The sequence below is a fragment of the Hymenobacter polaris genome, assembly GCF_012927305.1.
GTDB classification, from domain to species: domain Bacteria; phylum Bacteroidota; class Bacteroidia; order Cytophagales; family Hymenobacteraceae; genus Hymenobacter; species Hymenobacter polaris.
The window spans coordinates 252,461-270,596 of the sequence record NZ_JABBGH010000003.1 but is presented as its reverse complement, the minus strand read 5'-3'; the positions used below and the strand labels follow the sequence as shown (position 1 = coordinate 270,596).

17 protein-coding genes are annotated in these 18,136 nt (G+C 62.5%); 7 read left to right on the top strand and 10 right to left on the bottom strand.

What is annotated here, in order from left to right:
* Positions 1-159 precede the first annotated feature (159 nt).
* From HHL22_RS17525 to HHL22_RS17510, 4 genes are all read right to left on the bottom strand, one after another.
* Positions 160-576 (bottom strand): response regulator, encoded by a 417-nt coding sequence (locus HHL22_RS17525; protein WP_169532706.1) that lies wholly within the window; start codon positions 574-576, stop codon positions 160-162.
* A gap of 25 nt (positions 577-601) precedes the next feature.
* On the bottom strand, positions 602-3,604 hold the full coding sequence (locus tag HHL22_RS17520; protein ID WP_169532705.1) for a PAS domain-containing protein: 3,003 nt from the start codon (positions 3,602-3,604) through the stop codon (positions 602-604).
* An 87-nt stretch (positions 3,605-3,691) separates the two neighbouring features.
* Complete coding sequence (locus HHL22_RS17515) at positions 3,692-4,414, bottom strand: HAD family hydrolase (RefSeq protein WP_169532704.1); 723 nt, start codon at positions 4,412-4,414, stop codon at positions 3,692-3,694.
* A 41-nt stretch (positions 4,415-4,455) separates the two neighbouring features.
* Entirely contained in the window at positions 4,456-5,502 is a 1,047-nt protein-coding gene (locus HHL22_RS17510; RefSeq protein ID WP_169532703.1) for a hypothetical protein, read from the bottom strand.
* Positions 5,503-5,619: 117 nt separating this feature from the next.
* On the opposite strand from HHL22_RS17510, the gene pafA reads away from it, so the two are divergent.
* From pafA to cdaA, 4 genes are all read left to right on the top strand, one after another.
* Complete coding sequence (gene pafA / locus HHL22_RS17505) at positions 5,620-7,326, top strand: alkaline phosphatase PafA (RefSeq protein ID WP_169532702.1); 1,707 nt, start codon at positions 5,620-5,622, stop codon at positions 7,324-7,326.
* Between the two features lie 133 nt (positions 7,327-7,459).
* A complete protein-coding gene (locus HHL22_RS17500) occupies positions 7,460-8,056 on the top strand; it encodes an inorganic diphosphatase (RefSeq protein WP_169532701.1) in 597 nt (198 codons plus the stop codon).
* A gap of 180 nt (positions 8,057-8,236) precedes the next feature.
* Positions 8,237-9,085: a UbiA prenyltransferase family protein gene (locus HHL22_RS17495; RefSeq protein ID WP_169532700.1), complete on the top strand. Its 849-nt coding sequence runs from the start codon at positions 8,237-8,239 to the stop codon at positions 9,083-9,085.
* Between the two features lie 137 nt (positions 9,086-9,222).
* Positions 9,223-10,068: a diadenylate cyclase CdaA gene (gene cdaA / locus HHL22_RS17490; protein ID WP_169532699.1), complete on the top strand. Its 846-nt coding sequence runs from the start codon at positions 9,223-9,225 to the stop codon at positions 10,066-10,068.
* Between the two features lie 141 nt (positions 10,069-10,209).
* Here cdaA and HHL22_RS17485 read toward each other — a convergent pair whose 3' ends face one another.
* Positions 10,210-10,605: an STAS domain-containing protein gene (locus HHL22_RS17485; RefSeq protein WP_169532698.1), complete on the bottom strand. Its 396-nt coding sequence runs from the start codon at positions 10,603-10,605 to the stop codon at positions 10,210-10,212.
* A 336-nt stretch (positions 10,606-10,941) separates the two neighbouring features.
* On the opposite strand from HHL22_RS17485, the gene HHL22_RS17480 reads away from it, so the two are divergent.
* Entirely contained in the window at positions 10,942-11,208 is a 267-nt protein-coding gene (locus tag HHL22_RS17480; protein WP_169532697.1) for a KGG domain-containing protein, read from the top strand.
* A gap of 92 nt (positions 11,209-11,300) precedes the next feature.
* Here HHL22_RS17480 and kbl read toward each other — a convergent pair whose 3' ends face one another.
* From kbl to HHL22_RS17460, 4 genes are all read right to left on the bottom strand, one after another.
* Positions 11,301-12,554, bottom strand: a complete 1,254-nt coding sequence (gene kbl / locus HHL22_RS17475) for a glycine C-acetyltransferase (protein WP_169532696.1) — start codon at positions 12,552-12,554, stop codon at positions 11,301-11,303.
* 21 nt (positions 12,555-12,575) lie between these two features.
* Positions 12,576-12,785: a hypothetical protein gene (locus HHL22_RS17470; RefSeq protein WP_169532695.1), complete on the bottom strand. Its 210-nt coding sequence runs from the start codon at positions 12,783-12,785 to the stop codon at positions 12,576-12,578.
* A 20-nt stretch (positions 12,786-12,805) separates the two neighbouring features.
* Positions 12,806-13,180, bottom strand: a complete 375-nt coding sequence (locus HHL22_RS17465; RefSeq protein ID WP_169532694.1) for a hypothetical protein — start codon at positions 13,178-13,180, stop codon at positions 12,806-12,808.
* Positions 13,181-13,735: 555 nt separating this feature from the next.
* Positions 13,736-14,428 (bottom strand): sugar transferase, encoded by a 693-nt coding sequence (locus HHL22_RS17460; protein ID WP_169532693.1) that lies wholly within the window; start codon positions 14,426-14,428, stop codon positions 13,736-13,738.
* A 982-nt stretch (positions 14,429-15,410) separates the two neighbouring features.
* Between HHL22_RS17460 and HHL22_RS17455 the strand changes: the two genes are divergently transcribed.
* Positions 15,411-16,409: an NAD-dependent epimerase/dehydratase family protein gene (locus HHL22_RS17455; RefSeq protein ID WP_169532692.1), complete on the top strand. Its 999-nt coding sequence runs from the start codon at positions 15,411-15,413 to the stop codon at positions 16,407-16,409.
* A 101-nt stretch (positions 16,410-16,510) separates the two neighbouring features.
* Here the strand turns inward: HHL22_RS17455 and HHL22_RS17450 are convergent, their stop codons facing one another.
* The gene (locus HHL22_RS17450; protein WP_169532691.1) at positions 16,511-16,840 is read right to left on the bottom strand and encodes a hypothetical protein; all 330 of its coding nucleotides are present in this window, start codon (positions 16,838-16,840) and stop codon (positions 16,511-16,513) included.
* A 330-nt stretch (positions 16,841-17,170) separates the two neighbouring features.
* Here HHL22_RS17450 and HHL22_RS17445 point away from each other — a divergent pair, with 330 nt between their 5' ends.
* Complete coding sequence (locus tag HHL22_RS17445) at positions 17,171-18,136, top strand: YihY/virulence factor BrkB family protein (RefSeq protein ID WP_169532690.1); 966 nt, start codon at positions 17,171-17,173, stop codon at positions 18,134-18,136.

Sequence of the window (18,136 nt, the reverse complement as noted above, 5' to 3'; positions counted from 1 at the left end):
GCGCTTCCCTTCCCGCTCTCCCACGGCCATTGCTTTTTTCGCACTGCACTAGTGCAGGCCGGAAGTCCGTTGGGGTTGCAACCGGCCCGTAAGCCGAGAATCGCCGTTGCCCGCCGGCCCTTGGGGCCAGCGCTACCCCCTAGGGCCCGGCGCCGGCGGCTAGCTGCCGGTGGGCAGCCGGCGCTGAAAGTGCAGCTGCAAGATATTGTCTACCTTTTCCTTGGTCAGGGGCTTGCTCACCAGGCCGGCAATATTCAGCTCGTCGAGGCGCCCCAGGTCGCGGGCGTCCATAGTGGTCGTGAGCATGATGACGACCGTGGCGCGGCGCTGGCCCTGGGGCAGGTGCTGGTAGGCCTCCAGAAACTGGATGCCGTTGAGGCCGGGCATGTTCACGTCGAGCAGAATGAGGGCGGGCTCGTCGGGGTCGGGCGTTTGCTGCAGCAGGTCGAGGGCATCGGTGCCATTTTCGGCCACCAGTACCCGCTCGGTCACGTCCAGGCTCTTGAGCAGCAGCTCGTTCAAGAAATTATTCGTAGAGTCGTCGTCTACCAGCAGCACGCTAGAGAGCTTTTCCATGCGGAAGAATATAGAATTTAAAAAGCTACGCCTGCGGTGGGGTGGGCAGCGGTAGGGTAATGGTAAAGGTAGAGCCTGCGCCCGGCTGGCTCTGCACGGCCAGGGTGCCGTCGGCGTTGTCCACCATTTTTTTCACCATGTACAGCCCCACGCCCGAGCCCGGCACGTGGGTGTGCAGGCGCCGAAACAAGCGGAATAGCTCGCTCTGCTGCAGCTCACTGAGGCCCATGCCATTGTCTTGCACTTCCAGCACCACCTGGCCGGGGCTGGGGTGGCAGCGCAGCTCCACGTGCGCCGGGCGGGCCGGGTCGCGGTACTTCACGGCGTTGCTGAGCAAATTGTACAGCATGCTGCGCAGGTTTTTGGCCGAGAAGTAGAGGGTGGGGCACCCGGCCACATCTACGGTGAGCGTGGCGCCGGCGGCCGTAAACTCGGGCAGCATGTCGAGGCGCACGGCCTCGACGAGGGCGGGCAGCTCCACGGCCTCGGCGGGCTGGCCAAGCAAAACCTGCTGCAGGCGCGACACATCGGTGAGGTGCCCTAGGGTTTCCTGGAAGCGGGATACGGCCCCGTCCATCATGCTCAGCAGGCGGGCTACCAGCTCGGCTTGCATTGCCGCGGGGGGCAGCTGCTGGCGCAGGGCCAGCAGCAGGCCCTCAATGTTGGTAATGGGCGACTTGAGGTCGTGCGAGGCCGAGTACACGAAGGTATCCAGGTCGGTATTGGTGCGGGTCAGGCGCTTGTTGGCGTCGTTCAGTTCCTCATTGGCAGTGCGCAGCTCCTGGTTGAGGGTGTGCACCTGCTGGCGGGCCAGCACCTGGTCGGTTACCTCGGTGCCCATGGCAATGAGGCCCGTAATCTGGCGGTCTTCGCCGTAGAGGGGCTGAAAAATGAAGTTGACGTAGCCCTGGGTGGGCAGCCCCGTATGGGCCCGCGCCAGCTGCACTGGCGCCTCTACTATACTGAATGCCTCGCCGGTTTGCAGCACGCCATGCAGAATCTCCTCGAACCCTTGGCCCGCCGTGTCGGGCAGGGCCTCAAAGTAGGGGCGGCCCAGAGTTTGGGCCGGGGGGCGCCCCCAGATGGCCCCCACCGCCGCATTGGCCAGCTCGATAATCAGCTGGGGGCCGCGCATGATGGCGATGGCCACCGGGGCCTGCTCGAAAATGCGCTGCAGCTCGGCCTGCTGCGCCTCCCGCGCCTGCCGGGCCAGCACCCGGTCGGTTACGTCGGTGCCAAACAGCGACACGCCCACGATGCGCCCCTGCTCGCGGTAGGCCTGGTAGGTGAAGTCGAAATAGCGCGCCTCGGCCGGCTGGTCGCTGGGCGCTACCGTCAGGGGCACTTCGCGCTGGGTTTGGGTTGTGCCCGTGGCATACACCCCATCGAAGAGGGTCAGCAGCTCGCGGGCGTCGGGCTGCACCTGCGCCAGGGTTTTGCCTTGCAGCAGCTGGCCCGGAAACAGCGCCTGGTAGGCGGGGTTGAGGTAGTCGATGCGGTGCCCGCGCTCGCGCATGAGGCAGATGGCGGCCGGCGCCTGCTCAAAGAGCTGGTACACGTTTTCGCGCTCGGCCTGCTGGCGCTGGGCCACGGCCAGCATAGCGGCCTGCAAGGTTTCGGTTTGGCGGCGGGTGCGCACCTGCTCCGTCACGTCGATGGCAAACACCAGGATGCCCTGCACCTGGTTTTGCCCATCAACCAGGGGCTGGTAGGTGAAGTCGAAATAATGCTGGGTGGGTACCCCCTCCTCGGTGACTAATATGAGCGCGATTTCGCGCCCGATGAACGGCTCGCGGCTGGCATACACGTGGTCGAGTAGGTTGATAATACCTTGTTCTACTACTTCGGGCAGCGCTTCGGCCACCGTTTGGCCTAGGGTAGCCCGGCCGGCCACCAGCTGCTGGTAGCCCGCATTGGCAAAGGCAAAGCGGTGCTCGGGGCCGCTGAGCGTGGCCACGGCCGCCGGCAGCTGGCCCAGTATCTGGCGCAGCAGGCTCTGCTGCTCCTCTAGCTGGTAGGTGCGCTCCTGCACGCGGGCTTCCAGCTGCTGGTTTAGCTGGCGCAGCTGCTGCTGGGCGCTGCCCAGCTCGGCATTGTTGGCTAGTATCTCCTCGTTGGCGGCTTGCAGCTCCTCGTTCAGGAAGTTGGTTTGGCGCTCTTTTTCCTCTAGCTGCCGGCGGCCCAGCACCTGCTCGGTGACCTCGGTAGCCACCACCATGGCCCCGTAAATGCTACCGTCGGCCTCGTACATGGGCACGTACACGAAGTCCCAGTACACAGTATCGCGCCGGCCCTCGCGCTCATGTACGGCTTCCATGGCGTGGGCCACGTAGGGCACGCCCGTGGCCATCACCCCGTCCAGCAGCTCCTCGTAGCCCATGCCGGCCACTTCGGGCAGCGCCTCAAATAGGCCCTTGCCAACAATCTGCTCGGCGGTGCGGCCCCACAGGCGGCACACGGTGGGGTTGGCCAGCTCGATAATGTACTGCGGGCCCCGGTACACGGCAATGGCCACCGGGGCTTGCTCAAACACGCGCTCCAGCTCGCCGCGCTGGCGCTCGGCGGCGGCGCGGGCGGCAGTTTCGCGGGCCTGGCTGGCGCGCAGCTCTTTCTCTATTGTCGTGCGGCTCTGCTCGTTGGCATCCGAGAAGTTGACCACCAGCAGGTCTTCGTGGCGCTGGGCGGCCAGCACGTAGTAGCCGTCGAGGCCGTCGTGCTGGTACAGGTTTTGGCGGTGCGCCAGCTGCCCCGACAGGAAGGCCGCTTGGTAAAAGCTAAACACGCCCACCTGCCGCGCCGACGGGAAAAGCGTCAGAAACGACTGGGCCGGGTGCTCGGGCAGGCGCAGCATGCGTTGCGCCGAATTATTTAGCCGTACCCAATCGAAGTCAATAAGCTCTTCGCTGCCAGCGGCATACAGCGGGCGCAGCAGCATGGTGCCCGTCAGCGACACGTTGAGTAATACTTCTACCAGCCCAGCCGGGTTGGGCGCCGCGCCCGGCAGCCCCGAGGCAAGAGAATCAGCCATAAGTAGCAAGCGGCCAAACTAGCCAGCTACCGCAAAAGTACGCCGGGTTCTTTTCGGTAGCCAGGGCCCTAGGGCCCTGGGCAACCCTCACTGCTGCTGGGCGTATTGGCGGCGGGCTAGCGCGGCGCGGGGCTTGGGCACCTGAGTTTGCTGAGCAAACAGCGCCCGCAGCTTGTCGGGCGTAAAGCCTTCAAAGTCAGCGATGACGGCCAGCGGCTGCTGAAAATCTTCGGCCCTTAGGGTGGTAGCCACGGCCACGCAGCGCATCCCGGCGCGGTAGGCGGCCTGCTCGCCCAAAATGGCGTCTTCAAACACCACGCAGGCAGCGGGCGGCAAACCCAGCTGGCGGGCCACCACGGCGTAGGTATCGGCGTGGGGCTTGCCCTTCTGCACGTCGTCGGCCCCGACTATCACGTCGAAGTGGCGGCGCAGGTCGAGGTGGTCGAGCACGTAGCTGAGTGTGGCCGAGACCGAGCCGGTGCCCAGGCCAATTTTCAAGCCCGCGCCGCGCGCCGCCTCCAGAAAAGGTACCAGGCCGGCCAGCGCGCGGCGGTGCGACCAGTAGAGGGTGCGGTACAGAAACTCGCGCTGGGTGGCGTATTCCTCCAGTTGCTTTTTGGGTACCTCGTGCCGAAACACGCTCTGCAGAATGGCCGTGGCGGGCATCCCGTTGAGGCGGCGCAGCAGGCGGCGGGCGTTGGTGGTCAGCCCCAGGTCGCGAAACAGCAGCTGGAAAGCCCGCGCCTGGTACGCGGTATTGTCAAGCAGCACGCCATCCATATCAAAAATCAGTCCTTGCAAATCAGCCATGCGGCGCGGGCCGCGGAGAGGTATGGGCCCCGGCAGCCCCCTTAGTTCGCAGCTTTGGCCCTAGGGTTACGTTTGGGCGCGTTTTTGACGCGCCGGGGTGGGGCGGCCAGCGCCTGTCGCACCGCGGCGGCGGTAGCCAGCTCGTCCAGGTCGGCGCGGTGCTGCTGCTCGTAGCGGGGCCGGCCGGCGCTGTCCAGCCCTCGGTAGTGGATGACGGTGGTCTGGTAGTGCGGAAAACGCTCGGTATTAAACGCGAACTCTCTGCGCAAGTCACACTGCATCAGTGCCAGCAGGTCCTTTGAGCCGTCGTGGTTGGTATGGGCGAAGAAAACGGAAATCACGTCCGTCTTATCGCCCATCGAGCCGAGGTTGAGAGCCTGCACATCGTAGCCCCCGGCCCCTAGGGGGTTGAGCACGAACAGCACGGCCTCGTACTTCTCGCCCTGCGCGCCGTGACCGGGAGCATCAAAAAACAGCTGCGGCCCGGCCAGATTTGGCACCCATGCGTAGCGCACCAGCCGAGTAGCCGTATCGGGGCACGAGGCCGGCAGCGCCCGGTGTAGCAGCTGGCCCAAGGTCTCGCCGGGCCGGGGCCGGATGGTGCCCGCCCGCAGCGTGCTGGCTTCCGTGTAGTCGGCTTCGGCGGCGGCCCGCGCCTCGGCGGCTCGATTGGCAGCTCCTGCCGCTACCCCCGGCCGAATAGCTAGCGCAAGGGCGACGCGCACCGGCTGGCCGCCCTGCTGGCCGGGCACCAGCACCGGCAACTGGCGCACGGCGGCTAGTACAGCAGTGGCCACCACGGCATTTATCCCCTTCTCGGCGGGTACGAGGCAGGCATTTTCTACTTGCCCGGCCGGGCTCACTTCCAGGTGCACCAACACGGCGTGCTCCAGGTCGTCGGGGTAGCCGGGGGGCAGCGTCATACCCTCCTCTATGGCGTGCTCCAGGCTTCTGCTCACGGCGTCGTGCGATAAGTTGCCGGTCAGCTCGCCTAAGTGAGGCAGCTCCACCTCCTGGGCGGCGGCGGGGCCCGGCGCCAGCGCCAGCAAACCAGCCACCAGGAGGCCGCAGACAGTTGAAAAGTACATGCCCGCGAAGCTAATCCGGCCCAGCCGTAACGCAGCCATAATGCCCCAGCGCGGCTCGCCGTGCAGCCCCTAGGGGGCGGCGGGTATCTTTGCGGGGCTTCACAACCCGGCTTTTGCATGAAAAAGATATTGCCGCTGCTCTTGCTGGCTGCCCCAGCCCTAGGGCAGAAAACCGGCCCTGCCCTGCCCCGCCCCAAGCTGGTGCTGGGCATCGTGGTAGACCAAATGCGCTACGACTACCTCTACCGCTACTGGGACAAGTACCCGGCCAACGGCGGCTTCAAGCGGCTGCTGGGCGAGGGCTTCAGCTACGAGAGCTGCCACTACAACTACGTGCCCACCTACACCGGGCCGGGCCACGCCAGCCTGTATACCGGCACCACGCCCGCCACCCACGGCATCGTGGGCAACAACTGGTACGAGCGCGCCACCGGCCACGGCACCTACGTCACCGACGACAAGACCGTGCAGCCGGTGGGCGGCACGCTGGCCGCCGGGCAGCAGTCGCCCGAGCACCTGCTCACCACCACCATCACCGACGAGCTGCGCCTGGCCACCAACTTCCAAAGCAAGGTGATTGGGTTGAGCATGAAGGACCGCGGCAGCATTTTGCCCGCCGGCCACGCCGCCAACGCCGCCTACTGGTACGATGGCACCAACGGCGCCTTTATCACCAGCACCTACTACATGCCGGCGCTGCCCGCCTGGGTGCAGCAATTCAACGCCGCCGGCCACGCTAGCCGCTACCTCGACCAGGCCTGGACCACGCTGCTTCCCCTAGGGCAGTACACCGAGAGCACGCCCGACGACGTACCCTGGGAGTCGGCCTTTAAGGGTGAGGCCAAGCCGGTGTTTCCGCACGACCTGCCGGCGCTGAGCGCGGGCCCGGCCGCCCCGGTGGCCGCTACCATGCAAGCCGCCGGCGAGAAGCCGCCCAAAGCCACCAGCCGCAACCTCGACCTTATTCGCTCGACGCCCTTCGGCAACTCGCTCACCGCCGACTTTGCCCTGGAGGCGCTGCGCAACGAGCAATTGGGGGAGCGCGGCGTCACCGATTTTCTGGCCGTCAGCTTTAGCTGCACCGACTACGTGGGCCACCAGTTTGGCACCACCGCCATCGAAACCGAGGACACCTACCTGCGCCTCGACCGCGACCTGGCCCGCCTGCTCGACGCAGCCGAGAAGCAGGCCGGCAAGGGCCAGGTGCTGGTATTTCTGAGCGCCGACCACGCCGCCGACCAGGCCGCCGGCTTTTTGCAGGCCCACAAGCTGCCGGGCGGCGGCGTGGGCCCCGCCATCGTGCGCGACTCGGTGCAGCGGGCGCTGGTGCGCCGCCACGGCGCCGGCCAGTGGGTGGTGAGCTACGAAAACCAGCAGATATACCTCAACCGCCCGCTGCTAGCGCAGAAAAAGCTTGACCTCTACGCCGTGCAGCAGGAAGTGGCCGAGGTGCTGCGCGCCCAGCCCCACATCACGCAAGCCATGACGGCCACCGACTTGCAGCGCTCGGCCTGGACCGAGGGCCTGGGGCTGTACCAGCAAAACGGCTTCTACCCCGAGCGCTCGGGCGACGTGCTGGCCGTGCTGGCCCCCGGCTGGCTCGAAGCCTACGGCTACCCCGTGGTGAAGGGCACCACCCACGGCGCCTCCTGGGCCTACGACACCCACGTGCCGCTGCTGTTTTGGGGCTGGCACGTGCGCCACGGCGAAAGCCTGGAAAACGTGCGCATCGTGGACGTGGCCCCTACCATCGCGCGCTTCCTGCACATTCAGGAGCCCAGCGGCACCACCGGCACCCCCCTGCTGGAAGTGCTGCGGCCCTAGGGCCGGATGCGCGGCCAAGCCCGCGGCGGCGGTATCTTGCGCGGCTAATCAGCCGCGGGGGTTTCGCCACGCCGGGCTGATTTCCGTACTGCGCTTACTTCTTCTTAAAACAAACAACTTCCCCCCTCCATTAATGGATAAGTTTAACCCCTGGCACGACGTCACGACCGGCGAGAACGCGCCGCAAACGGTAACGGGCATCATCGAGATTCCGAAGGGCAGCAAGGGCAAGTACGAGCTGGACAAAGACAGCGGCCTGCTCAAGCTCGACCGTGTGCTGTTTTCGGCCGTGCACTACCCGGCCGCCTACGGCTTCATTCCGCGCACCTACTGCGACGACAAAGACCCGCTCGATATTCTGGTGCTGTGCTCGGTGGATATTCCGCACATGTGCGTGGTCGAAGCCAAGGTGATTGGCGTGATGCAGATGCTGGACCAGGACGAGGAGGACGACAAGATTATTGCCGTGGCCGCCCACGACGTGAGCGTGAACCACTACAACGAGCTGGCCGACCTGCCGCCCTACCTAATGCGCGAGATGCAGCGCTTCTTTGAAGACTACAAAGCCCTGGAGAATAAGCACGTAGAAGTAAAGCAGTTCCTGGGCCGCGAGGATGCCTACCGCATTATCAACGACAGCATCAAGCTTTACAACGAAACCTTCAGCGACCGCCAGCAGTCGTCGGACCTGGTGGAGAGCGAGAACGGCGAAAGCAAGGACAACGCCTAAGCCCTAGCGACCCGTAAGGGTACCAGAACGTCATGCTGAGCTTGCCGAAGCATCTCTACCGCGCCCCTAGGGTATCGTTCGGTAGAGATGCTTCGGCAAGCTCAGCATGACGTTCTTTTTGGGGCCCGCGCCAGTTTTATCGCCGCCTCATTAGTCACTAACCACTAGTCACTGTCCCCCATGCCCCGCCGCCCGCTGCTTTTGCGCCTGCTCGATGCGCTGCTGTTTAGCAGCATCTGGCTGGCGCTGGCCGCCGCGGCCCAAACGGCGGTGGCGCTGCGGCAGTTGCCGGGCGGCTTTGGCCCGGCCGGGCGCCACGTCATGGGGCTGGTGTTCGCCGTCACGCTGCTCACCTACAACCTCGATGCGGTGCTGCCCTTCAAGCACCGGCAGCCGGCGGGTGCTTCGGGGCGCAAGGCCTGGCAGCGGGCGCACCGCTGGCCGCTGGCGGCGCTGGCGGGCGCGGCGGCGCTGGCCGGGGCCGCCCTGCTGCTGCTCGATGGCTGGCTGCACTACCTGCCGCTGCTGCTGCCGCTGGCGGCGCTGGCCCTGGGCTACTCGCTGCCGCTGCTGCCCTGGCGCGGCCGCTGGCGGGCCGTACGCGAGGTGCCGCTGCTCAAGGTGTTTCTCATTGCCGGCGTGTGGTCGCTCGTCACGGTGGAGCTGCCGGCCTTGGCGCTGCACCAGCCCCTAGGCTCCTTAAAATGGCTGCTGCTGCAGCGCTTTCTACTGGTGTCGGCCCTGGCCATTGTGTTCGACATCCGCGACTACAGCCGCGACAACCTAACTGGCTTGCCCACGCTGCCGGTGGTGCTGGGCGTGGGCGGCGCCAAGACCGTGGCCCTGGGGCTGCTGGCCGGGGCGGTGGCGCTGGGCCTGGGGCGCGGCGTCAGCCCGGTGGTGGTGGTGCTGCCGGCCGCGCTGGCCGCCTGGGTTATTGCCGTGGCCCGCGACACGCGCAGCGACTATTTCTTCGCCCTGCTGGCCGATGGGGTTTTGCTGGTGCAGGCCGCCGCGTACTGGCTCTGAGGCGCCTTTGGCCAGCGCGGGGGGCCTAGGGCAAAATTGGATAGGAACGGGACCCGTTATCGGTGGCTGGGCCTGCCGTTCGGCTTTTATAGGAAGAATCCTATGCTTTACTTTGTAGTGCCAACCTTCGCTTCCCTTTGACGCTCCCCTACCCGTTTCATTTTTTGCGCGTCGGGCTGGTCGATGTCCTCGATGTGCTGCTGGTCACCTTGTTGCTCTACCAGGTGTACAAGCTGCTGCGCGGTTCGGTGGCGCTCAACGTGGCCCTGGGGTTGCTCAGCGTCTACCTTATCTACCTGATAGTAAATGCGCTGGGTCTGGGCCTGCTCTCGGGCATCCTGGATGAGTTTGTGAGCGTGGGGGTGCTGGCCAGCATCATTCTGTTTCAGCAGGAAATCCGGCGCTTCCTGTTGGGCTTGGGCAAGGTGGCGCTCGAAGGTGGGGGGCCGCTGGGCTGGTGGCGCCGGCCCACCCGGCCCACCGCCGCCGCCTTTAGCGTGCTGCCCTACGTAGAGGCCGCCAAAAGCCTGGCCAGCAAGGATACCGGTGCCCTCATCTGCTTCAGCCAGGTTTCCGACCTGAGCAGCTACGCCGAGTCGGGCGACCGCCTCGATGCCGAGGCCAGCAAGCGGCTGCTGCTGGCCATCTTCAACAAAACCTCGCCCCTGCACGACGGGGCCGTCATCGTGACGCAGGGCCGCCTGCAGGCCGCCCGCTGCATTTTGCCCGTGAGCCAAAACCCGGCGGTGCCGGCGGCCCTGGGCTTGCGCCACCGCGCGGCCCTAGGCCTCACCGAAGCCACCGACGCGATTGTGCTGGTAGTGAGTGAGGAAACCGGCCAGATGAGCCTGGTGCGCCACGGCGAAATACTGCGCGGCCTTACCCCCGCCGAGCTAAAAACCCGCCTGAGCGACTGGCTGGGCCAGAACCTGCCCGCCGCTACCCGCCCCGCCCTTGGTAGCCAGCCGGCCGCCCGCCCCTAAGCAAGCTAGCGCTTTTCCCCTGCCCACGGCTACTTGCCGCTGGCTAATAGCCGGCCGCTTTGGCAGCGCACGAGGCCTAGGCGCTTGCCCATGCGGCCTTTGGCTAACTGTGGCCGCGCATCAGGCCGGCCACCCAGCGCGCTAGTTGGCGGCGGGCAGCAGAAAGCGGGGCCCCCCAAACGATTCGGCGGGCATCAGGCGCATAACGTGCTCCAGGCCGCCGGCGCGCAGCTGGCGGAGCAGGCGGGGCGAAAGGCCGCACCAGTAGAGCGTCGTGCCGGCGTCGCGGCAGGCGCGGTCGGCTTCCATCAGGGCGCGCTGCCCCAGCCAGGTGAGCGAGCTTAGCTGCTGGCAATCGACCCAGGCCTGCGGAGATGCGCGGGCCAGAATATGCTGGGTGGCGCGGGCTAGCTGAGCCGCGTCGGTGGCCGACACGCAGCTGCCGCGCAAGCTAAACCCTACTTGATTGCGGCAGCTTCCAATGTGGATGGTCAAGCTGCGCTGGGGTAGTACCAATAGAAAGAAAGTGTTACTCATAGCAGCGGTAGAAGAACGAAGTAGTGCGCAAATTTATAAGATAAAAAGATTGATTTGGAGCACCCAACGGGCTTTTTTTACTAAAAAGTAGTATTTATACCTGCTTCCGAAAAGCTCCTCCGTGCTTGCCAAACTTACCTTGAGGCAAATATGGAGGAGCTTTTTTAGATTAATCAGCATTAATTCCGTATAAATGAGTAATTTTTTTGACAAGAATCACTTTTTTTAGAAAAAGTTAGATTTAATTTCGTTTCTTTAGTTCCTGAAATGACAGCCGCCTAACCAGCACAGTAAGGCTGCCATATCGTCCTCTTTTTCTTCACCTACTTTTCACTCATGGCTATCAAACAGACCGCCACGCCGGCTACTCGCGCCACCACCAAAACTCGCCCCGCTACCCGCATCGGCGAAACCAACCGTACCAGCCGCCGGGGCTTTGCCAGCATGGACCCCAGCGAGCAGCGCCGCATTGCCAGCCAAGGCGGCAAGGCCTCGCACGCCAGCGGCCAGGGCCACAAATGGACTCCCGAAGAAGCGCGCGCCGCCGGGCGCAAAGGCGGCCTCACCAGCCGCCGCGGCCCTGCCCGCGCCAAGGTAGCCTAGCCCCGCGCTAGTCCTGCCCAAGCACAGAAAGCCCCCGTTTCGCTCGCTATGCGCTGCGAAACGGGGGCTTTCTGCGGGCAGCCCGCCGAGGCCTAGGGGGTGTTTTGCACCACTTGCGGCCCGCTGGGAGCCGCCGCTTCCGCCGCTTTGTCTTTGAGCGTGCCCAGCTCGCGCCCCACTTTCGTGAAGGCGGCAATGGCCTTGTCGAGCTGCGCACGGGTGTGGGCGGCCGAAAGCTGCACTCGGATGCGGGCCTTACCCTGGGGCACCACCGGGTAGTAGAAGCCCACCACGTAAATACCCTCGTCGAGCATCTTAGCCGCAAAGTCCTGGGCCAGCTTGGCGTCGTAGAGCATAACGGGCACGATGGGGTGCTCGCCGGGCGTGATATCGAAGCCGGCCGCCGTCATGTGCTGGCGGAAATACTTGGTGTTTTCTTCGAGCTGGTCGCGCAGCGCGGTGCTTTCGGTGAGCAGCTCCAGCACGCGCAGGCTGGCGCCCACGATGGCCGGCGCTAGGGTGTTACTGAACAGGTAGGGACGCGAGCGCTGGCGCAGCAGTTCGATTATTTCCTTGCGCCCGCTGGTGAAGCCGCCCATGGCGCCCCCTAGGGCTTTGCCCAAGGTGCCCGTAATGATGTCCACGCGGCCCATCACATGGCGGTACTCGTGGGTGCCGCGCCCGGTTTTGCCCAAAAAGCCCATCGAGTGGCACTCATCTATCATCACCAGGGCCTGGTACTCATCGGCCAGGTCGCAGATTTTGTCGAGCTGCGCGATGGTGCCATCCATCGAGAACGAGCCGTCGGTGACGATGATGCGGTGGCGCGTACCCTTGGCCACCGCGTCCTGCAGCTGCTTTTCCAGGTCGGCCATGTCGTTGTGCTGGTAGCGGTAGCGCTGGGCCTTGCACAGGCGCACGCCGTCGATGATGCTAGCGTGGTTGAGGGCGTCGGAAATAATGGCGTCGCGCTCGTCAAACAACGGCTCGAACACCCCGCCGTTGGCGTCGAAGGCGGCGGCGTAGAGAATGGTGTCCTCGGTGCCCAGAAATTCGGCCAGCTTGGCTTCCAGTTCCTTATGAATATCCTGGGTGCCGCAGATAAAGCGCACCGATGACATGCCGTAGCCGTGGGTATCGATGGTTTCCTTGGCGGCCTTGATGACCTCAGGGTGCGAGCTGAGCCCTAGGTAGTTATTGGCGCAGAAGTTGAGCACATCGCCCGCCTCGCGGGTGTCGATTTCGGCGCCCTGGGGCGAGGTAATGACGCGCTCCTTCTTATAGAGGCCGGCGTTTTTTATTTCTTGCAGCGTCTGCTGCAGGTCGGCTTGCAGGGTTCCGTACATGGGGCGGGGAAGGGGATAACGTTAGAACAAAGTTGAGAAATTTAATTCGTCGCCGGGCGGCCAGGCGCCAGACTTACGCACCGTTTGGCGCGGCACGTCCGGTAGCAGCTCCTCAGGCCCTAGCATCGAATACATCAAACACGTCAGCAGCAGTTCGGTGCCATCGCGCAGCGTAAAAATCTGGCAGGAGTAGCTGCCCCGGCTGCCGGAGCTATAGTTGGTGATGTCCACCACGTCGGCCAGGGCACAGCTTACCAGTACGTCCTTATTCTGGTAGTCGGCCCGCTGCTCCTGGGGTAAACGGTCGGGGTAGCGAACCGGTCGTGGCGCCAGTAGGTGAGTTGCAGCCGTAGAAAAACAAAGCCTAGGCCTAAGCTAACGAACGTCAGCGCGAAAGCGCTCAGCCCGGCAAGCAAACTGATGGCTGGCCTGGTAACTATCACGCCCGCCGGCCCCAGCAGCATACCCGGAAAAACGAGCAGCGGCACCAGCGTCGTCGCTTCCCGCCAAATACGCGCGGTGAATGTCACCACGGGCTGTTCCAGCTTCAGGCTGTCGAGGTACAAGGAATAGGGCAGCCCCATGATAAGCGCCAGAAGCAGGGCAACAATCAGCCAGGCAGCCATATATCCCAAAACCACTTGCGCCTACCTACCTAGCGCGGCAATAAAGCGCCCGTACCCCTTAGCGGCCGCTTGCCACCAACTCGTTTTCAGCTATCAACAAGCGCTGGCCTTCATGTCGCAGCCGCGGGTGCTGATGCCGGCGGGGCGGGGCCGGGCGGTGGGCTAGGCGGGGTTAAGCTTTTCGAGGGCGACGGGATGGGGGTATTCGCGCGGAAGCGCAAGTTGCGCATCTGGCAGCCACGGCCAACTCGCGGTGGCTAATAGGCAGCGTGCCGGGGTCCATTGGGGCGGCGCAGCCGAGGCGGAGGCCTAGGGTTGCAGAGAAACTAGCAGCGGGCCTAGGGATGCCGGGCAGAGGCAACAAGCGGCTAAGGAGCCAAGCTTAACGAACCGGCAACGGCTGTGCTTTATTGGATTCTAAATCATGAAAGGTCAGCTACCGTCATCTCATGACTACGGTAGCTGACCTTTCATGATTTAGAAGCTTCTTAACTGATTTGCCGAGTCAGCGGCTACAAGTAGTATTATTTTTTCAATAAGCTAACGTAATGATGCCTAAAAAACGCTGCAGTCCTTTTTAATTACCTGCGCTACAGTTAACGCGATAATTTTCAAGTCCATTTGGGCCGACCGATTATTAATGTAGTGAATGTCAGCGTTCACCCTATTTTCCATCGCCGTCACTTCCTTGGTTTCTCCTCTGTAGCCCGATATCTGCGCCAAGCCGGTGATGCCTGGCAGGATTTGGAGCCGGTCCATAAAATGAGGGATGGCCTGCGAGTATTCGGCCGTATGATGCAGCATGTGCGGCCGGGGCCCTACAATGGACATTTCACCCCTCAGCACGTTGATAAACTGCGGCAACTCATCAAGGCTGGTTTGACGCAAAAAGGCGCCCAGCTTCGTTATTCTGTTGTCCCCCTTTCTGGCCTGCTGGCTGTCTGCTTCCGAGTTCAGGGTCATGCTCCTAAACTTGAGGCAATAAAAGGGATGCCCACCCTGCCCCGTGCGCAACTGCTTAAAAAACACGGGCCCTTTGGACTCCAGCTTAATCAGCAATGCCATCAGGGGCACAAACCAGCTAAGGATAAAAATAATGACTAAAGCTGCGAAGCAATAATCAAAAAGCTGTTTGCGGGTAGAAGGCCGGATAATTGGTTTACGCCATACGCTTGGGGAACTGGTTACTGAAGCTGAAGCGGTGGCATTTTCGGAGAAGGCAGTTTGAATATCGTACGTCAGCGTCATAGCAGCAGGGCAGTTAGAGTGAGGAGTGTTTCATAGCGGTAATCAATATTACTGAAGAGTTTTTTTTCTATCAAAAATTTATTGAAAATTATTGCTTATATGCAACGCTATTTCATTTTTTCTTTAAAAAGGTATATTTCATACTTCTGCAAATATGGAATAAGGTGTTTTATGTCTTATTCCTTCACTATATATCCTTACTGAGACGTTACTATAAGTCTGTTGAATTTCAGCCTACTCAACTTTACCATTACTTTAAGATATTACCGCAGATTATCTAATCTTTAGCAGCAGTAAGGCCCAGCTAGTAAGCTTAGCTGAGACCACGATTAATCGACCTGCGTAGCCCCACTAAAACCGTAGCTACACAACGTGAAAGTACATTTTTTGGGTAAGAGCAATAATTCTGCCGCTATACCCGCAAAAAGCTATTTTAGCCAGTTGGTAGCAGCTTAACACGTAGAAATACCTGCTTTAATCTATTCGATTAGCGCGGGCTTCACTCAATAGCCTTGCCCTACGCCTAGCTTAACTGCCAGGCCAACTAAAAAGCTTACCAGCGAGGCCACTCCACATAGTCCCTGCGGTGGAAAAAGCTTGCGTTGGCTTGCGGGAAGCAGGCCTAGGCCGAGGTGCACGCCAGTGATAAGCCGCTCGGCTAGCTGCTCCATTACCACTCAAGACGAACCCTAGGCAGCAGCGACGACACCTATTGCTAGGGAGCAAATAACCGAAAGGCCCTGCTTTCGCTGGTGCACGCCACTGACCACACGGGTCTGCGTACCGTTTCCACGTCAAGCCTCCGCTTGTTTGGCAGATAGGAATTGCCAAATGGCAGCGGGGAAAAGCGGCGCCTTAAATAGCCTGGTGGGGCTCATGGCTGGCCCCACGGCCCTAGGGCGCCGGGGGCGCCAAACCCCTGGCCTAGCCCCTCACGTATCTTTGCGGCGCCCTTCTACCCCCTCTCACCCGCTCTTAATTCATGGAAAACCACCCCGGCGGCGACCCCGCCACCGCTGCTCCGCTGCCTGGCAATGTGCTCGTTATTGGGGCGTGCGGGCAGCTTGGCCTCGAGCTGACGGCCGCCCTGCGCCAGCGTTACGCCCCGGCGGCCGTAGTAGCCGCCGACGTGCGGCCGCCCCAAAACCCAGCTGCCCTGGCTGGCGGCCCTTTCGAGCTGCTCGATGTGCTGGATAAGCCCCGCCTCACGGCCCTGGTGCAGCACTACCGGCCGGTGCAGGTATACCACCTAGCGGCGCTGCTGTCGGCCACGGCCGAGCGCGACCCCGGCTTTGCCTGGAAGCTGAATATGGACGGCTTGCTGAATGTGCTGAACGTGGCAGTGCAGGAGCGGGTGCCCCAGGTGTACTGGCCCAGCTCGATTGCCGTATTTGGGCCCGACACGCCCCGCCAGCATACGCCCCAGGTAACGGTAATGAACCCTAATACGGTGTACGGCATCAGCAAGCTAGCCGGCGAGCAGTGGTGCGAGTGGTACTACCGCCACCACGGCCTCGATGTGCGTAGCCTGCGCTACCCCGGCCTCATAGGCTACAAGAGTCTGCCCGGCGGCGGCACCACCGACTACGCCGTTGATATTTACCACAAGGCCGTGGCGGGCGAGGATTTCGAGTGCTTTCTCAAGCCCGATACCTACCTGCCCATGATGTACATGCCCGACGCCCTGCAAGCCACCCTCGACCTAATGCACGCGCCCGCCGAGGCCATTAAAGTGCGTACCAGCTACAACCTGGGCGCCATGAGCTTTGCCCCGCGCGACGTGGCCAGCAGCATTCAGCGCGAGATTCCGGGCTTCCGCATTCGCTACGCCCCCGACCAGCGCCAGGCCATTGCCGACTCGTGGCCCGCTAGCATCGACGACACGGCCGCCCGCCGCGACTGGCACTGGCAGCCCCGCTACGACCTGCACCGCATGACCCGCGACATGCTAGCCCACCTGCGCGAAGCCGTGGTAGCCTAGGCAACAAGTTCTTAAAAAGCCACTTGCGGCCACGAAAGAACGTTTTGATAACGCTCTTTCGTGGCCGCAAGTGGCTTTAAGCTTTGGCAAGGCTGAGGGGCCTAGGCCCCTACCTGGCCGGCAGCTTGCTTCAGCACGTCGCTTAGCTGGTAGAGTCGGCTTTGCGAATCGGGCGTGGCCGTGACAGCGGCCTGCTTGGTTTGCTCGCTCAGGGCGCTTAAGCTGTCGGCGATGGTGCCGTGTTGGTTGTGGGCAATGGCATCGTGCAGGCGCTGCAGCTCCTGAGCCACGTCGGCCAGGTCGGCGTTGCCGTGCAGGGTTTTCAGCCAGCCGGCCAGGTCGGCACTGGCCGCATCGGTTATCTTATTGAGCCCGCCCTGCAGCGTAGCAAGGGTAGCATCGAGTTGGCTGGTGGGGGAAGTGGTGGCCATGGAAAACGAGGGAAAAGGCGTGATGCCCTGCTAACGGCCCGCGGCCGGCCCGAGTTGGGAGTTGCCGCACCGCCAGGCCCTAGGGCGGTTGGTCGGCCGCCGCCCTAGGGCCTGGCGGTGCGGCCAGCGGGCCCGGCAGGCGCATTATTCCTGGCCCGTTTGCACACGCTGCAATTCTTTGATATAAAGTTGTTTATGCAAGCACAAGCAGCTTCATATAGTGGTAGTTAGCACTAGCATAACGCAAACTTTTCGGGCAATCACCCTACTTCCTCCGTATGCAGCAAGAAAAACCAACCTGGCTAGGTATGCCCCAGCCAGTTTCGCGCTATGACTTATAAGTTTTCTGATATTATCGGGCTGGTCAAATCTACCGCTACCGAGTTTATGGATAACAATGCGCTGCGCCACGCGGCGGCGCTATCGTACTACACCATTTTTTCGCTACCGCCGCTGCTGCTCATCGTCATCACGGTAGCCAGCCGCATCTATGGCGGCGAGGCGCTCACGGGCCAGATTTACGGCCAATTGAAGGGACTAGTGGGGTCCGATGCGGCCGAGTTCCTGCAAAACAGCATTGCCAGCTTCACCCAGAAAGACCAGGGGCCGGTGGCAACCGTAATAGGGGTCGGCACCCTCATTTTTGCGGCAACTACCTTTTTTGCCACCCTGCAAGACAGCCTCAACGACATCTGGAACCTGCGGGTGAAAACCCAGGGTATTGGCATCGGCGCCTACCTGCGGCAGCGGCTGCTTTCGTTCGGGCTCATCCTGAGCGTGGCGCTGCTACTACTTACCTCGTTCGTTATCAGCGCCTTGCTCAGCATTTTCACGGGTTACCTCGAGCGCCATCTACCAGGTATTGGGCTGATTGCCATTCGAGTGGTAGATATTTCCATCTCGCTCATCGTAACGACCCTGTTGTTTGGAATGGTGTACCGCTTCCTGCCCGACGCCATCATCCGCTGGCGCGACGTGGGCATCGGGGCGCTGATTACGGCGCTGCTTTTCCTGGTGGGTAAGTATCTGATTTCCTTTTACATTAGCAAATCCAGCCCCGGCTCGGCCTTTGGGGCGGCGGGCTCGGCCATTGTGCTGCTGGTGTGGATTTACTATTCCTCGCTCATTCTGTTTTTCGGGGCTGAGTTTACCCAGGAGTTTGCCGACGCCTTTGGCCAGCGCGTGCAGCCCAAGGCCTACGCCATTCGCATCAAAACGATAGAGGTGCCCCCCGGCGAGGCAGAGGAAGACAAAGCCAGCGGCCGCCCGCCCAGCGAAGGCAGCTGGAAGAGTTAG

What these genes read in the sequence shown, in the direction of transcription:
- HHL22_RS17485 (WP_169532698.1), bottom strand. Translation starts at nt 10,605, where the DNA reads ATGAGTAACACTTTCTTTCTATTGGTACTACCCCAGCGCAGCTTGACC.
- kbl (WP_169532696.1), bottom strand. Translation starts at nt 12,554, where the DNA reads ATGTACGGAACCCTGCAAGCCGACCTGCAGCAGACGCTGCAAGAAATA.
- HHL22_RS17450 (WP_169532691.1), bottom strand. Translation starts at nt 16,840, where the DNA reads ATGGCCACCACTTCCCCCACCAGCCAACTCGATGCTACCCTTGCTACG.
- HHL22_RS17460 (WP_169532693.1), bottom strand. Translation starts at nt 14,428, where the DNA reads ATGACGCTGACGTACGATATTCAAACTGCCTTCTCCGAAAATGCCACC.
- HHL22_RS17465 (WP_169532694.1), bottom strand. Translation starts at nt 13,180, where the DNA reads ATGGCTGCCTGGCTGATTGTTGCCCTGCTTCTGGCGCTTATCATGGGG.
- HHL22_RS17445 (WP_169532690.1), top strand. Translation starts at nt 17,171, where the DNA reads ATGACTTATAAGTTTTCTGATATTATCGGGCTGGTCAAATCTACCGCT.
- HHL22_RS17520 (WP_169532705.1), bottom strand. Translation starts at nt 3,604, where the DNA reads ATGGCTGATTCTCTTGCCTCGGGGCTGCCGGGCGCGGCGCCCAACCCG.
- HHL22_RS17515 (WP_169532704.1), bottom strand. Translation starts at nt 4,414, where the DNA reads ATGGCTGATTTGCAAGGACTGATTTTTGATATGGATGGCGTGCTGCTT.
- HHL22_RS17495 (WP_169532700.1), top strand. Translation starts at nt 8,237, where the DNA reads ATGCCCCGCCGCCCGCTGCTTTTGCGCCTGCTCGATGCGCTGCTGTTT.
- pafA (WP_169532702.1), top strand. Translation starts at nt 5,620, where the DNA reads ATGAAAAAGATATTGCCGCTGCTCTTGCTGGCTGCCCCAGCCCTAGGG.
- HHL22_RS17510 (WP_169532703.1), bottom strand. Translation starts at nt 5,502, where the DNA reads ATGTACTTTTCAACTGTCTGCGGCCTCCTGGTGGCTGGTTTGCTGGCG.
- HHL22_RS17525 (WP_169532706.1), bottom strand. Translation starts at nt 576, where the DNA reads ATGGAAAAGCTCTCTAGCGTGCTGCTGGTAGACGACGACTCTACGAAT.
- HHL22_RS17500 (WP_169532701.1), top strand. Translation starts at nt 7,460, where the DNA reads ATGGATAAGTTTAACCCCTGGCACGACGTCACGACCGGCGAGAACGCG.
- HHL22_RS17480 (WP_169532697.1), top strand. Translation starts at nt 10,942, where the DNA reads ATGGCTATCAAACAGACCGCCACGCCGGCTACTCGCGCCACCACCAAA.
- HHL22_RS17455 (WP_169532692.1), top strand. Translation starts at nt 15,411, where the DNA reads ATGGAAAACCACCCCGGCGGCGACCCCGCCACCGCTGCTCCGCTGCCT.